Raw genomic sequence first — 13,167 nt, 5'->3', positions numbered from 1 at the left:
TGCTCAAAAAGGTCATTGGAAGCTGCGCCAGCGTTCACGCGGCGCTTGCGGTACGGGGTTCGCCGACGATAGCACATAATGCGCGCGCGGCTTGCTCAAAGGCATGTTCTGAAATATCGGGCAAGACCAGCGGCGTCGCCTGCGCGTAGCGGCTGAAGTTGCGGGCGATCGATTGCCGGTAGACGGGGTCGTAATGCTGCACCAGCAACGCTTCCACCAGCTCGTGCATGCGGCCCGAGGTGGCCAACTGCTGCCAGTGGGCAATTTTCTCGCGGCCATGCAGCTGCGTCAGCAGAGCCAACTGCACGTTCAGGCGCGCCGCATCGCCCACGTAATGGGCGTAATCGTCCATCAGCAATTGCACGCGCTGCTCCGTGGCCAGCTGCACGTCTGTGCAAGCGGCTGCGCGCATCTTTTCCATCAGCGCATCGGGCACGCGCAAACGGCCCACTTTCTTGCTTTCGGACTCGATGAATACGGGCAGCTGCGGGTCGAAATGGCGCAATTGCTGCCACAGCGCGCTTTCAAACGCCTTTTGCGAGGGCTGGTCCGCGTCCGGCAAGCCGCCCAGCACGGAGCCGCGGTGCGCCGCCAAGTCTTCCAGGTCGATCACTTGCGCGCCTTGGCGGTCCAGCACTTGCAGCAAGCGGCTCTTGCCGCTGCCCGTGGGGCCGCACAGCACGTTGATGAAGTCGAAGCGTTCGGGCAGGGTGGCCAGTTCGGCGTTCACATGGCGCCGGTAATCCTTGTAGCCGCCGTCGAGTTGCGTGACGGGCCAGCCGATGCGCGCCAGGATGTGCGCCATGGCGCCGCTGCGGTTGCCGCCGCGCCAGCAGTAGACGAGCGGGGACCAGGAATGCGGATGAGCGAGCAAACCCTCTTCGATATGCCGCGCGATATTTTTCGCCACCAGCGCCGCGCCCAGTTTTTTCGCCTCGAAGGCGCTGGTCTGCTTGTATAAAGTACCCACGCGCACGCGCTGCTCGTCGTCCAGCACGGGCAGGTTGATGGCGCCCGGCAAGTGGTCTTCCGCGAACTCGGACGGGCTGCGCACGTCGATGATGGCATCGAACTCGTGCAAGCGGGGCAGGATGTCGCTGAAAGGCAGGACTGCAGGGTATTTCATCGTGGCGCGGCTGCTTGGAATGGGGAAAGACGTATTATCCCCGATAAAGGCTCGTGCCGTGGGACTAGCCTAACAGCTTGCCCAGCAGCGGCGCCAGCAGGACCGTCACGATGCCCGAGAAAATCATCGTCAGGCTGGCTACGGCACCTTCTTCCGTGCCGACCCGGCGCGCGACGGACAGGCCAAAGCCGTGTGCGGCCGCGCCATACGGTGCGCCACGGGCGATGCGCATGCGCAAGGGCAGCAGTTTCAGCAGTGGCTTGCCCAGCATCAAGCCGAACAAGCCCGTCATGACAACGAAGATGCCCGTCAGCTGGGCCGAGCCGCCCATATGGCGCGACGCTTCCAGCGCGAACGGTGTCGATACCGAACGGGCCAGCAGGCTGCGCGCCATGTCGCCGTGCACGCCCAGCAGCCGGTCCAGCAGCAGGGTGGCGGCGACCGATGCCACGATGCCGGCGCAGCTGCCCAGCGACAAGGCCAGCCAGTGTTTGCGGATCAGTTTGCGTTCCTGGAAGATGGGCAGCGCGAAGGCGATGGTAGCCGGCCCCAGCAGCCACGGCAGCCAGCGCGTTTCGCCGAAGTACGTGGCGAACGGCGTCGAGGTCGCCTGCACGATGACGATCAATATCGCCGAGGTGCAGATGGCGGGCGTGAGCAGAAAATGCGGATGGCGGCGGTGCACGGCCTGGTTGGCATAGAACAGCACCAGGGTCAGCAGCAGGAACAGCAGGGACAGGACCAGGGTGCTCATGCTGCCGCCCTGGCTGTACGCTGGCGCACGAGTTTTTGCAGGCGCAACCAGCGTTCATAACGGCACACCCATTCCACGGTGAAGGCCGTGGCCAGCATCACGCTGGCAAAGCCCAGGCCGATATTCACGAACAGCATCACACCCTGCGCCTTCAACAGTTGCGTAAATTGCACCACGGACACGACCAGCGGAATAAAGAACAGCAGCATGTTGGCTAGCAGCCAGTTCGCGCCCAATTCGATGGCGGACGGTCGCACCCCGCCGGACAGCAGCAGGGCCACCAGCACGAACAGTCCCACCACGCCGCCGGAAAACGGCAAGTGCAGAGCGGAAGCGGCCGCATCGGCCAGCCACCAGGCGGCAATCAGTACGCCCACTTGCCACGCGGTCTGCGCGGGCTGGCGCCAGACGGGGGCGGATGGCAGGGCGGCGGCGGGATGGAGGGAATGCTGTAAGGCTGGTGCTTTCACGGCGGGCTTTCAAACGGCTGGGGGGAAGTTTTCATTGTAGTGACCCCACATCAAAAGATAAAATGACTTAAAATTATGATTATCATTCGATATTGGAATGCATTATGGATATCCGCTCCTTGCGCTACTTCGTCGAAGTGGTCGAGCAAAACAGTTTTACGCGCGCGGCCGCCAAGCTGCATGTGACGCAACCCACCGTCAGCAAGATGGTCCAACAGCTGGAACAGTCTCTGGACCTGGCCTTGCTGGACCGCGCCGGCAAGCGCTTTACCCTCACGGATGCGGGCAAGGTGGTGCTGTCGCGCGCGCATGAGCTGCTGGCCCTGCACGCGGAACTGAAGGTGGAATTGCGCGACCTGCAAGAGCTGGAACGGGGTGAGCTGCGCGTGGGTGTATCGCCGCAGACGCATTCCACGCTGGCGCCATGGCTGGCCGACTACCACCAGCGCTATCCGGGCATCGAGCTGAAGATGTACGAAAGCGGCACGCAAGCCATCGAACGCGACCTGCGCACCGGCACGGTGGAACTGGGCACCATGCTCGACTATCCGGGCAATGCGGCCACCTGGCAGGATTTCGAGGCTTTGCCTCTCGTGCGTTCGCCGCTGTGCCTGCTGGCCGCGCCCGGCTCGCCGTGGCAGGGACGCTCTTCGGTGGCCCTGGCCGAGCTGGCCGACAGCCCCTTCATTTTCTATGGCGCCGCGTTTGCCCTGAATGACATCGTGCAGGATGCCTGCCAGCGGGCCGGTTTTGCGCCGCGCATCACGGGCCGCAGCGGCCAGTGGGATTTCATTGCCTCGCTGGTGCGGCTGGGCGTGGGCATCTGCCTGCTGCCGAAGATGTATTGCGACACGCTCGATTCAGCGCAGTTTGCCGTCATTCCCCTCGCCGGTCCGCCCGTGGAATGGAATCTGATGCTGGCCTGGCGCCGCGGCGGGCGGTTGTCCTTCGCCGCGCGCGCCTGGCTGGACCTTGTCAGGGCGCGCATGGCGGACGCGGCACGTTTACAATAGGCGTACACCAACTTCCGCCCGAGCAGATGAACATCAACGCCAACGCCAACGCCAACGCCAATGCCAGACTCAAGCACACCGCCGGCTCGCTGCTGCTGGGATTGTTATGCAGCGTGGGCCTGATGAGCGAAATGGGCTACGCCCAGGCCGCGCTACCCGTATATGGCTATTTCGTCAAGAATGCATATCCGCACGATCCGCAGGCTTTTACCCAGGGCTTGCTGTTCAAGGATGGCCATTTATATGAAAGCACGGGCCAGAACGGCCAGTCCTCGCTGCGCAAGGTGGAATTGACGACGGGCAAGATACTGCAGAAAAGCATGCTCGATAAAAAGGTCTTCGGCGAAGGTATCACGGACGTGGGCGATGAGATCCTGGGCCTGACGTGGATTTCGCAGACCGGCTATGTGTTCGACCAGAAAACCTTCAAATTGAAACGCACCTTCAGCTACCAGGGCGAAGGCTGGGGCCTGGCCAGCGATGGTAAATTCGTCTACATGAGCGATGGCACTTCCGCCATCCGCGTGCTGCATCCGAAAACCCTGGCCGAGGTGCGCCGCGTCGAGGTGAAGGCGGAAGGCCGTCCCATCGAGCGCCTGAATGAACTGGAAATGGTCGATGGCGAGCTGTATGCCAATGTGTGGGGTGCGGACGTGATCGCCCGCATCGATCCGGCCAGCGGCAAGGTCGTGGGCTGGATCGACCTGACGGGCTTGCTGCCACCGGGGCAGCGGGGCACGGCCAATCCCGACGCTGTGCTCAACGGCATCGCCTGGGATGCGCGCGGCAAGCGTTTGTTTGTCACGGGCAAGCTGTGGCCGAAGCTGTTCGAGATCGAGCTGATCGAAATCCAGCGCCATTGATGCATCCTACCGGACAGTGTTGCTGACAATGAATCGTCTATGATGCTAGTCCTTCGCCCAATGCGACCTTTACAGGATGCCATGCTGTCCCTTTCTTTTTCCCCGCGTCGTCTGGCGGCGGCTGCCAGCCTGGCTGCCGCCATCGTGCCCGCCGCGCAGGCGCAAACGCCGTATGTGCCGGTAAGCAAACAGTATGGCGACTTCGTCGTCACGAACGACCGTCACGACCCGCTCGTCACCTTGTCTTTCCGCCAGCACGGCTATTGGCCCGGCGGCGCGCGCGAAGTGGTGGAAGTGCGCCCCATCAAGGCCACGCGCGAAGGCCAGCCCATGTTGCTGGCGTTCACCAAGGGCTATACGGGCCAGGGCACCATCCTCATCGGCGTGCAAAATGGCGAACCGCTGATGCGTCCCATCAGTCCCATGCAGCGCGACAGCATGGTACGCACGGAGCGCGACCCCGAATGGGGCGTGCCGCTGCCGGGCCGCAGCGAGGTACTGCTGTTTGCCCGCGACGGCCGCGCGCTCGACACGGGCACGGGCGAACTGCTGTGGTTTGACGTGCCGGGTACCGTCACGGGCGATTACGCGCCCGCCATGCTGGTCTCCGTCTCGCCCGACCGCCAGCGCGGCGCCTATCTCGCCAGGAAGCTGACCACGCTGCAAGTCATCGTTGCCACGCGCGACGACGGCGTGGCCGGCGTGCTGGCTTTGCCGCCCGACAGCTATCAACGCTGGCTGAAACCCCTCTCGGCCTTGGCTTCCGAGCAGGCGCGCGTCGCCATCAAGGCGGGCCAGGGCCGCACGGATTCGAACCGCATCCAGCGCGAGCTGGAACTGGCCTGGTTTGGCCAGCAATTTCAATGGAAACAAGGCAAGAACGGCTGGCAGGTGACGGGGCTGGGCCTCGCTTCCGCGCCGCCGGAGGTGAAACAGCCATGAAACAACACTACACCATCATCGGCGCCTGCCTTGCTGCAGCCGTCCTGGCCGGCTGCGTGCATGGCGAAATATTCCCCAAGGATTATCTGGCGCAAGACATCGACAAGAGCCAGGCCCTGCTGGAACTGGATGTGGTCTTTGCACAAACGCCCGATGACAAGCTGACGTCGCGCATGACGTCCCACAATAGCGTGGAATATTCGGGCGCGCCGCATATCGTCGTGCCGTTTTACCAGAAAGGGCTCGGTTTCGACCAGGGTTTCGCCGGCACTTACATGTTTGCAGTGGTGTATCCGGTTGCCAAGGTCGAGACGGCCACGGCCAGCAGCCGCGTCTTCGGCCAGCAAGTTGATGCTCGCCAAGTTGGTGGCCAGCAGCCGGGCAGCCCACGCTACCGCTTCCGCGTGCCGGGCAAGGCGCAGTGGAATAGCAATGAAACCTTCATGCTGAGCTTTGAGCGCAAGGGCCGGCGCGAAGAGATCACTTTCCGTTTCAGCAACGAAAAAAGCTGTCCCTCCGCTTTCAATGCCATTACGCCCAAATACGGCTTTCCCATCCAGGTCAGCGCCGCCTTCAACGATAATAAAGGCTGCCTGAAAGTGTGTGACAGCCGCGACCAGTGGCCGGGCTTTTGCGCCTTCCAGCCGCCGCCGGCCGCTTGATCGGTACGCGGCTGAGCAATACCTGCAGACCTAAAAAAGGCCGATGGAAATCGGCCTCGATGCCAGCTGTAGGTGTTGCTTAGCGGTAAAACGCTTCGACTTTGCCCTTCAGCTTGATCTGCAGCGGACGACCGCGGCGGTCAAGTGACTTGGTGGAAGCGACCTTGATCCAGCGTTCGCTGATGCAATATTCTTCCACGTCAAGACGTTCCTTGTCGTTGAAGCGGATGCCGACGTCGTTCTCGAACACGGCTGCAACGTGGTAAGGGCTGCTAGGGTCGATCGACAAGCGATCGGGCAATGGGGGTAAGGTGGTGGTATCGTTCATGGGCGTAATTATCGCCCAGAATGCGGATCCAGACAACGGCCTTTCGCACGTCAGCCGTCGGGCCGTTCATGCAATGGCGGGCCTGGCCCTAGGATATCCATGGGCCGGCACGGCACTGCCGCAGCGGCCCATGCTGTAGCGGAGTCCCGGCAGATTTGCCGGCAATCACACGACCCGGCAATCAGGATTTGTCATCATTCTTGTGGCTTTGACGTCCTGTTTCCACATGCTGCTCATGCGCGCCGCCACGCGAACCGGCACCGGAACCCGCTTGTTCGCTGGCAGTCCTGCCTAGCCCCATTTGTTGCGAAGCGGATTGCTTGTCGCCGTCATTCTTGTGGCTTTGGCGGCCCGCCTCGACATGCTGCTCCTGTTTGCCGCCCTGGCTGCCAGCGGATGATTGGCGGGTGCCGGACGACTTGTCCGACTGTTGTTTGTCCGACTGTTGGTTGCCCGATTGCTGTTTGTTCGACTGCTTAGCGCTTTTGTCGTTGCTGTTGGAAGTCATGATCGTTACTCCTATGGTTAGTCTGCGCCATCATCCGCACCACGGATGGCGTGAGGATGGATGAAGGATGCTCTTGCCAGGACTCTGGCGAGGTGCAGCAGCGTGGAGGCCATTTTCGCTGCCGGATGTTGGCTTAACCATAGGGACACTCCCTGTCGCCACGTAGGAAAACTCCGTGGTGCGTAACAACCATTTCTACAATGCATTTTTACAGATGCCGTGTTTCCTGCGGCGGCGTGTCCCACTCGTCATGCCAGCCATCGATAAAGGTGACTGGTACCTGGGCCAGTTCAGCCACCGACGCATCATCGAGGCAACTGACGCTGATGCCGATAAACGGACCGCTACGTGCAGAATCACCGTGGCCAAACGGGCGCACGCCGCAATGGCGGCAAAAATAGTGGCGTTCGCGGCCGGCGCCGAAACGGTATTCGCTCAAGTCCCCCTTGCCAAGCAGCAGGCGGAAGTCCGAGGGGGACACCAGACTGGCCCAGCAGCGCACTTTCAGACAGAACGAACAGTTGCAGCGCAGGCTGGGGGCCGCCAGGTCGATCTCGGCTGCGAAGCGCACGGCACCGCAGTGGCAACTGCCATGGTAGGTTTTTTTCATCGTGACCCACTTTACAGGGTTGCCGGACTGTCATGCAACTGTCGGCATGGCGAGAGTGTGGCATCCACCAGGTCACGCCCTATAATGACGGCTGTTGAATGGACGGGACAGGAGTTGTAGTATGGAAATGAGCATGACTGACAGCTTGCGGCAACAGGCGTATGCGCAGGCGGCAGCCTTCGTGCACACGCTCGACCGGCGCGATCCTGTTGCGCTGCAACGCGACTGGTCCCTGTCGCCGGACGTGGCCGAGGAGATCGTCGAGATGCTCGACAGCTATTTTTCGGCAGACCAGGCGCTGTCGCTGGCGCCGCTGGCGCAGGCCTTTGTGCCGGGCAAGGGTGGCCGTCCTGCCGTCGATGTGTATGCGACCGACGCCGGACCGCTGGGCATGGAATGCCTGTTGCTGGCCGATGGCAAGCCGGGCGAAGCGACCTTGCACCTGGAAATGTCCGGCCACGATGGCGCGCTGCGCCTGCATTACCAATACATCGGATCCTGAGAGCAGCATGACTGAACCGATCAGCGAAACACAACAGCGCATCTGCGACAAATTCGGCTTGCCGGCGCAGGCGCCCGAGCCCATGGTGGCCCTGGCCATCGGCAGCCTCGACCAATCGCCCATCTACGGCACGCGCATCGTGCTGCCGGAAAACGGCAGCATCAGCTGGTTCATCCACTGCGGCGAGCACGACGATGCCAGCGGCTTTTACCAGCCCCTGCATGCGGAGCACCTGCACGAGATGCTGCCGCAAGTGGTCGATTACCTGGCCTTGCCCAGCGGCGCCAAATTTATTCTCGACCGGGAAGGATATGAAGACGTGTGGCTGGAAGAGTAACTTTCTAACCGGCAAGATTATCGTTGACGTTGATAAATAGGTATGGGATGCTGCTGTTCCGTTTTCTTGTGTCGAAAGCCGCATCTTGAAGCCACACCTCCCGTCTGTCCTGCTGGTCATGGCGCTTGCCGCCGTTGCCTCTTCCGTTACCGCCGCCACCACTGCCGCTCCCGCCAGCGGGCCGCAGGCATTGCTCGCGGAACAGGACATCGCCGCCTTTGTGCGCAGCGAAATGCAGGAGCGCCAGATTCCAGGATTGCAGCTGGCGGTGATACAGCGTGGCAAGGTTGTGCTGGCGCGCAATTTCGGCCTGGCCAGCCTGCAATACCAGGTGCCGGTGACGGACGCCAGCCTGTTCTCCATCAATTCGGCGACGAAAGCGTTTACGGGCGTGGCCGTGATGCAACTGGTGCAACAGGGCAAGATCGATCTGGCGGCGCCCATCGGCCAGTATCTGACGGGCTTGCCTTCAGCCTGGCAAGCCGTGACGGTGACCCAGCTGCTCAACCATACTTCGGGCTTGCCCGATGTGCTGGACCAGCGCAGCGGCAAGCTGGTGGGGCCGCAGCCGGACGACGCCGATGCGGCGTGGAAAGCCGTGCAGGCGCTGGCGGTGGAAGCCCGGCCAGGCCAGCGCTTCCGCTACAACCAGACCAATTACGTGTTGCTGGCGCAATTGATCGAGCGGCAAAGCGGCCAGCCCTTTGTCTCCTTCATCCAGCGTCAGCAGTTTGACGTGACGGGCATGCGACACAGCGGCTTTGGCGATGCGAAGGACGTGGTGGTGGGCAAGGCTAGTTCCTACGTGCTGAACAGGGGCGGCAACGGTTACGGCAACGTGATCGAGGATTTCCCCGTATTCATGCGCGCCGGGGCCGGCATCAATAGCAATGCGGGTGAACTGGCGAACTGGCTCATCGCGCTGCAGTCGGGACGCTTGCTGGCGCCCGCCAGCGTGGCACGGCTGTGGCAGCCGAGCAGCTTGAACGACGGCAAGCCGGCGCCGTGGGCGCTGGGCTGGCCCACCATCGGCCGTGATGGTCACCGCGCCGTGGCCGGCATCGGCGGCGCCCGCTCAGCCTTCTATGTGTATCCGGACGATGGCCTGGCCGTCATTATCCTCAGCAACCTGGCCGGCGGCCAGCCGGAACAGCTGATCGATACCGTCGCCGGCTTTTACATTCCCGCCCTGCGCCAGCAGCGCGGCGGCGCGTATGCCGCGCACCTGCTGCGCAACGCCGCGGCCAGCGCGGGCTATGACGGGCTGGACAAGAAACTGGCGGCCATCCGGCGCCAGCATGGGCTGTCTGAGCCGACCGAAGACGACTTGAATGCCTGGGGCTACCGCCTGCTGCGCCGGCAGCAGCCGAAGCAGGCGGTCGCCGTTTTCCAGCTAGGCGTGCAACTCTACCCGCAAGGGGCGAATGGCCACGACAGCCTGGCCGAAGCGTATGAGGCGGATGGTGACACGGCGCTGGCCGTCATGCATTACCGCCGTTCGCTGCAACTGGACCCGGGCAACACGCACGCCGTGGCGCGCTTGCGCGTGCTGGCCGCCGACTAACGGGCTGCCTGGGCTGCCTGGGCTGCCGCAGCCTTGCCGTGCTCGGCCCCATGCAAGGCCAGGTAAGCGGCCAGATTCTCGTCGTGTATGCCCAGGGCGCGCAAGACTTCTTGCGTGAAGGTGACGGGCGCGGTGCCTGGCGCCGTGATGATGCGCTGGTCGGCCACGGCCCAGGGCACATCCTGGTACAGGGCGGCGCCCGCATAGCCGACATCCGTCAGGTTATCGGCGGCATTGGAGGTGTGGCGCACGTTGTCGAGCACGCCCGCCTGCGCCAGCACGCGGGTGCCATCGCAAATGCCGGCCAGCACCACGCCCTTGTCGCGGGCGGCGCGCAGCAGGGGCCCCAGGTCGGGCGCCTTGCCGCTTTGCCAGTGGCTGCCGCCACACACCATGAGCAAGTCGAGTTCATCGAGTGAAATGGCTTCCAGCGCCAGTTGCGGCGTGACCTGCATGCCGCCCGACGAGGTGACGGGCAGGCCGCCCGGCGTGGCGAACTGCGTATAAAAACCGTAATACAGGCGCGCCGTGGAGTTGATCAGGGCGGTTTCCCAATCGGCAAAGTTCTCGGTCAATATGGTGATGGCACGTGTCATGGAAAAGTCCTGTCGCAGGTGGAGATATCGATAGTACAGGCTGGTTCGCCTGCTGGTGCCGAAAGCATAATAAAAAGGACTGACAATTTCTGTCAGGAGCGCACGAGAAATGATGGTACAAGTTGCAACAGGCTGCGCTACAATCGCTGGCCCGTCCGCACGGGCCTGTCCCCCTTGATAGCCTTTTACCTGTCGCCTCCATGCTGATTCTGTTTTGCCGTGTCCTGTTCAGCATTGCTGGCCTGCTGCTTTTCTTCCTCTTCGATCAATTAAGCGCGAACGAATGCCTGAAATTGTGCGTCTTGCTGGCGGCGTTCCTGCTGGGCGTTGGCGGCGTGCTGCACGCCTGGGGCCGCAACGCCAGCGCCGTCACTGTGCTGCTGCGCGTGGTGGTGCCCGTGTTTTACCTCGACGCCGCCATCAAAGGGTTTTTGCGTGGCTATTTTGGCATGCGGCCGAATCCGAATGCGGTTTTACAGGCCATGTTTGCGACAGATCAAGCCGAAACGGGAGAGTTTTTCCTGCACAACAGCATTGCCCTGGCGCAATCGGCGGGCTGGTTTGTACTCGTGACGGCGGCGCTGCTGCTGGCCGACCGCCAGTTGCTGCGCTGGCAAGCGGCGCGCGACAGTGCGGCGCCGGGCCTGCTGCAAAAAAGCTTTGCCGCCACCATGGCCGTCTTTCTCGTGCTGCTGCACGTCAATACCACCATGCGGCGCGAAAATCCGGCCCTGTTCTGGCCGCTGCGCTACCAGCAGTACAGTGCGCAGCTGGAAGCGATGAAATCCATGCAACATGCGTTGACGGCGGCCATGGCCGCGCCGCGCGAGTGGCATGTTCGCTATGCGGGCGAGGATGCCCGCACCGTCATCTTGGTGATCGGCGAGAGTACCAACCGCGCCTCCATGTCGCTGTATGGTTACCCGCGCGCCACCACGCCCCGGCTCGATGCCATGCGTTCCAAGCTGCTGGTGTTCAATGATGTGATTTCGCCCGCGTCCAGCACGGTGGAATCGATGATGACCATGCTCACGCCGGCCGATATCGGCAACCCCGATGCGTGGATGGCCAAGCCCAACCTGCTGATGCTGGCCGAGGCGGCCGGCTACAAGACGTTCTGGGTCTCGAACCAGACGCGCAACGACGGCTGGATAGGACTGTTGGCGGGCGAGGCGGATGAAAGCGATTTCATCAACTACGGTACGGGACGTGGCGAAAATAATTTTGACGGCAATCTGTTGCCGCCGTTCGCCCGTGCACTGGCCGATAGCGCACCGAAAAAGCTGATCGTGGTGCACCTGCTGGGCGCCCATCCAAGCTATGACATGCGCTATCCCAGCCATTTTGCGCATTTCGACCAGACGCAGGACGCTGTCAGCGCGCACATGGCCAGCCAGGGCAGGTCAAGCTGGATACGCAACCGGCGCGATGAATACGATAACGCCATCCGCTATGGCGATTATGTGCTGGGCACCTTGATCGGCATGGCCGACCAAGCCAAGGGCGGGCGCGCCGCCTCGCTGCTGTTTGTCTCCGACCATGGGCAGGAAGTCGGTTACAGCCGCAATCACGCGGGCCATTCCGCGTCGGACAAGAGCGGCTATGAAATTCCCATGTTGATCTGGAACAAGCAGCAAGCGCCGCAATCGACAGCCGCGCGCGCTGCGCTGGAAAGCCGGCCGTATCAGACGGACAAGCTTGATGCGACCGTGCTGGGCTTGCTGAAGATCGAGACGCGTTATTACGCGGCGCATGACGATATCCTCAGTAGCGCCTTTCAGCCCGTGCAACGCTTCATGAATGGCTTGCAATACCAGCGCGGCACGCCCGTGCTGGTCCGCGCACCTGGCGCCAGCTGACATGCAAGAGGCCCGGCGCCGCCGCGGAAAGCGGCGGGGCCGGGCCCCTGTTGTGTTGCGGATGACTTGCCGATTACTTCTCGGCGAACGCGCGCTCGACAACGAAGTCGCCAGGCGTCGAGGTATTGCCTTCCTTGAAGCCACGCTCTTCGAGCATGTCTTTCAGGTCGCGCAGCATGTCCGAGCTGCCGCAGATCATGACGCGGTCTTCGGCCGGGTTCAGCGCCGGCAAGCCCAGGTCTTCGGCCAGCTTGCCGCTTTCGATCAGTGCCGTGATGCGGCCCATGTTGCGGAAGTCTTCGCGCGTGACGGTCGGGTAGTAGCGCAGCTTGTCGCTGACCATTTCGCCCAGGAATTCATGCTTCGGCAGGTGCTCTTCCAGCAGCTCGCGGTAGGCCAGTTCATCGACCTGGCGCACGCCATGCACGAGGATCAGCTGGTCGAAGCGCTCGTAGATGTCCGGATCGCGCACGATGCTGAGGAACGGCGCCAGGCCCGTGCCCGTCGACAGCATGTACAGGCGCTTGCCTGGCAGCAGGTAGTCGGACACCAGGGTGCCCGTCGGCTTGCGGCCGACGATGACGGTGTCGCCCACTTGCAAGTGTTGCAAACGCGATGTCAGGGGGCCACCCGGTACCTTGATGCTGAAAAATTCCAGGTGCTCTTCGTAATTGGCGCTGGCGATACTGTAGGCGCGCAGCAAGGGCTTGCCATCGACGCGCAGGCCGATCATGGTGAAATGGCCATTCGAGAAACGCAGCGACGGGTCGCGCGTGGTGGTAAAGGAGAACAGGGTATCCGTCCAGTGGTGCACGCTTAATACGCGCTCTTCATTCATCGAACTCATAGTGTTTGTTGGCTGGTCAAAAAAATGGTTAGTTGCTGGCAACTGCTGGCAAAAGTGAAACCCTGTGTAGGCCCAGACGCTATTGTACTGGCGTCCACACGAAATTGTTACCGTCTATCGCCGCCATCGCTGCCGCATGCGGTGCCGACATTATAGTGCGGATGGCAAGTTAGGGCTGGTATTTGC

At 62.3% G+C, this 13,167-nt stretch carries 16 protein-coding genes; 8 read left to right on the top strand and 8 right to left on the bottom strand.

What is annotated here, in order from left to right; translation table 11 throughout:
• Positions 1-34 precede the first annotated feature (34 nt).
• From mnmH to ACP7DE_RS05710, 3 genes are all read right to left on the bottom strand, one after another.
• The gene (gene mnmH / locus ACP7DE_RS05720; RefSeq protein ID WP_426071170.1) at positions 35-1,126 is read right to left on the bottom strand and encodes a tRNA 2-selenouridine(34) synthase MnmH; all 1,092 of its coding nucleotides are present in this window, start codon (positions 1,124-1,126) and stop codon (positions 35-37) included.
• Positions 1,127-1,190: 64 nt separating this feature from the next.
• A complete protein-coding gene (locus tag ACP7DE_RS05715; RefSeq protein ID WP_426071169.1) occupies positions 1,191-1,880 on the bottom strand; it encodes an LrgB family protein in 690 nt (229 codons plus the stop codon).
• Positions 1,877-2,350, bottom strand: coding sequence for a CidA/LrgA family protein (locus tag ACP7DE_RS05710; RefSeq protein WP_426071168.1), 474 nt, complete (start codon positions 2,348-2,350; stop codon positions 1,877-1,879). The genes ACP7DE_RS05715 and ACP7DE_RS05710 overlap by 4 nt, the downstream gene beginning before the upstream one ends.
• A 104-nt stretch (positions 2,351-2,454) precedes the next feature.
• Here ACP7DE_RS05710 and ACP7DE_RS05705 point away from each other — a divergent pair, with 104 nt between their 5' ends.
• The 4 genes from ACP7DE_RS05705 (at position 2,455) to ACP7DE_RS05690 (ending at position 5,830) form a co-directional block, all read left to right on the top strand.
• On the top strand, positions 2,455-3,363 hold the full coding sequence (locus ACP7DE_RS05705; RefSeq protein WP_426071167.1) for a LysR substrate-binding domain-containing protein: 909 nt from the start codon (positions 2,455-2,457) through the stop codon (positions 3,361-3,363).
• 26 nt (positions 3,364-3,389) lie between these two features.
• Positions 3,390-4,226, top strand: a complete 837-nt coding sequence (locus ACP7DE_RS05700) for a glutaminyl-peptide cyclotransferase (RefSeq protein ID WP_426071166.1) — start codon at positions 3,390-3,392, stop codon at positions 4,224-4,226.
• An 81-nt stretch (positions 4,227-4,307) separates the two neighbouring features.
• On the top strand, positions 4,308-5,168 hold the full coding sequence (locus tag ACP7DE_RS05695; RefSeq protein WP_426071165.1) for a hypothetical protein: 861 nt from the start codon (positions 4,308-4,310) through the stop codon (positions 5,166-5,168).
• The gene (locus tag ACP7DE_RS05690; RefSeq protein WP_426071164.1) at positions 5,165-5,830 is read left to right on the top strand and encodes a hypothetical protein; all 666 of its coding nucleotides are present in this window, start codon (positions 5,165-5,167) and stop codon (positions 5,828-5,830) included. The genes ACP7DE_RS05695 and ACP7DE_RS05690 overlap by 4 nt, the downstream gene beginning before the upstream one ends.
• Before the next feature lie 79 nt (positions 5,831-5,909).
• On the opposite strand, the gene ACP7DE_RS05685 is transcribed toward ACP7DE_RS05690, so the two are convergent.
• The 3 genes from ACP7DE_RS05685 to ACP7DE_RS05675 form a co-directional block, all read right to left on the bottom strand.
• Positions 5,910-6,158, bottom strand: a complete 249-nt coding sequence (locus ACP7DE_RS05685) for a DUF3297 family protein (RefSeq protein WP_010398340.1) — start codon at positions 6,156-6,158, stop codon at positions 5,910-5,912.
• A 181-nt stretch (positions 6,159-6,339) separates the two neighbouring features.
• Entirely contained in the window at positions 6,340-6,666 is a 327-nt protein-coding gene (locus ACP7DE_RS05680) for a hypothetical protein (protein ID WP_426071163.1), read from the bottom strand.
• A gap of 208 nt (positions 6,667-6,874) precedes the next feature.
• Entirely contained in the window at positions 6,875-7,276 is a 402-nt protein-coding gene (locus ACP7DE_RS05675) for a GFA family protein (protein ID WP_426071162.1), read from the bottom strand.
• Positions 7,277-7,409: 133 nt separating this feature from the next.
• On the opposite strand from ACP7DE_RS05675, the gene ACP7DE_RS05670 reads away from it, so the two are divergent.
• The 3 genes from ACP7DE_RS05670 (at position 7,410) to ACP7DE_RS05660 (ending at position 9,679) form a co-directional block, all read left to right on the top strand.
• On the top strand, positions 7,410-7,778 hold the full coding sequence (locus ACP7DE_RS05670; protein WP_426071161.1) for a hypothetical protein: 369 nt from the start codon (positions 7,410-7,412) through the stop codon (positions 7,776-7,778).
• 7 nt (positions 7,779-7,785) lie between these two features.
• The gene (locus ACP7DE_RS05665; protein WP_426071160.1) at positions 7,786-8,115 is read left to right on the top strand and encodes an immunity protein Imm33 domain-containing protein; all 330 of its coding nucleotides are present in this window, start codon (positions 7,786-7,788) and stop codon (positions 8,113-8,115) included.
• 85 nt (positions 8,116-8,200) lie between these two features.
• Positions 8,201-9,679 (top strand): serine hydrolase, encoded by a 1,479-nt coding sequence (locus tag ACP7DE_RS05660; protein ID WP_426071159.1) that lies wholly within the window; start codon positions 8,201-8,203, stop codon positions 9,677-9,679.
• On the opposite strand, the gene ACP7DE_RS05655 is transcribed toward ACP7DE_RS05660, so the two are convergent.
• Positions 9,676-10,275: a type 1 glutamine amidotransferase family protein gene (locus ACP7DE_RS05655; protein WP_426071158.1), complete on the bottom strand. Its 600-nt coding sequence runs from the start codon at positions 10,273-10,275 to the stop codon at positions 9,676-9,678. The genes ACP7DE_RS05660 and ACP7DE_RS05655 overlap by 4 nt on opposite strands.
• Before the next feature lie 200 nt (positions 10,276-10,475).
• Here ACP7DE_RS05655 and ACP7DE_RS05650 point away from each other — a divergent pair, with 200 nt between their 5' ends.
• Positions 10,476-12,134 (top strand): phosphoethanolamine transferase, encoded by a 1,659-nt coding sequence (locus ACP7DE_RS05650; RefSeq protein WP_426071157.1) that lies wholly within the window; start codon positions 10,476-10,478, stop codon positions 12,132-12,134.
• Between the two features lie 73 nt (positions 12,135-12,207).
• Here ACP7DE_RS05650 and ACP7DE_RS05645 read toward each other — a convergent pair whose 3' ends face one another.
• Complete coding sequence (locus ACP7DE_RS05645) at positions 12,208-12,981, bottom strand: ferredoxin--NADP reductase (protein ID WP_426071156.1); 774 nt, start codon at positions 12,979-12,981, stop codon at positions 12,208-12,210.
• Between the last annotated feature and the right edge of the window lie 186 nt (positions 12,982-13,167).

Source organism: Janthinobacterium sp. DSP2-3-3 (assembly GCF_049897325.1).
Classification (GTDB): Bacteria; Pseudomonadota; Gammaproteobacteria; order Burkholderiales; family Burkholderiaceae_D; genus Janthinobacterium.
Note: the sequence above shows the minus strand (reverse complement) of the source record. Positions and strands in the feature narration are given on the sequence as shown.

Excerpts from the sequence above, each read along its gene's own strand:
- mnmH (WP_426071170.1), bottom strand. The coding sequence starts at position 1,126 with ATGAAATACCCTGCAGTCCTGCCTTTCAGCGACATCCTGCCCCGCTTG.
- ACP7DE_RS05715 (WP_426071169.1), bottom strand. The coding sequence starts at position 1,880 with ATGAGCACCCTGGTCCTGTCCCTGCTGTTCCTGCTGCTGACCCTGGTG.
- ACP7DE_RS05705 (WP_426071167.1), top strand. The coding sequence starts at position 2,455 with ATGGATATCCGCTCCTTGCGCTACTTCGTCGAAGTGGTCGAGCAAAAC.
- ACP7DE_RS05700 (WP_426071166.1), top strand. The coding sequence starts at position 3,390 with ATGAACATCAACGCCAACGCCAACGCCAACGCCAATGCCAGACTCAAG.
- ACP7DE_RS05695 (WP_426071165.1), top strand. The coding sequence starts at position 4,308 with ATGCTGTCCCTTTCTTTTTCCCCGCGTCGTCTGGCGGCGGCTGCCAGC.
- ACP7DE_RS05690 (WP_426071164.1), top strand. The coding sequence starts at position 5,165 with ATGAAACAACACTACACCATCATCGGCGCCTGCCTTGCTGCAGCCGTC.
- ACP7DE_RS05685 (WP_010398340.1), bottom strand. The coding sequence starts at position 6,158 with ATGAACGATACCACCACCTTACCCCCATTGCCCGATCGCTTGTCGATC.
- ACP7DE_RS05680 (WP_426071163.1), bottom strand. The coding sequence starts at position 6,666 with ATGACTTCCAACAGCAACGACAAAAGCGCTAAGCAGTCGAACAAACAG.
- ACP7DE_RS05675 (WP_426071162.1), bottom strand. The coding sequence starts at position 7,276 with ATGAAAAAAACCTACCATGGCAGTTGCCACTGCGGTGCCGTGCGCTTC.
- ACP7DE_RS05670 (WP_426071161.1), top strand. The coding sequence starts at position 7,410 with ATGACTGACAGCTTGCGGCAACAGGCGTATGCGCAGGCGGCAGCCTTC.
- ACP7DE_RS05665 (WP_426071160.1), top strand. The coding sequence starts at position 7,786 with ATGACTGAACCGATCAGCGAAACACAACAGCGCATCTGCGACAAATTC.
- ACP7DE_RS05655 (WP_426071158.1), bottom strand. The coding sequence starts at position 10,275 with ATGACACGTGCCATCACCATATTGACCGAGAACTTTGCCGATTGGGAA.
- ACP7DE_RS05650 (WP_426071157.1), top strand. The coding sequence starts at position 10,476 with ATGCTGATTCTGTTTTGCCGTGTCCTGTTCAGCATTGCTGGCCTGCTG.
- ACP7DE_RS05645 (WP_426071156.1), bottom strand. The coding sequence starts at position 12,981 with ATGAGTTCGATGAATGAAGAGCGCGTATTAAGCGTGCACCACTGGACG.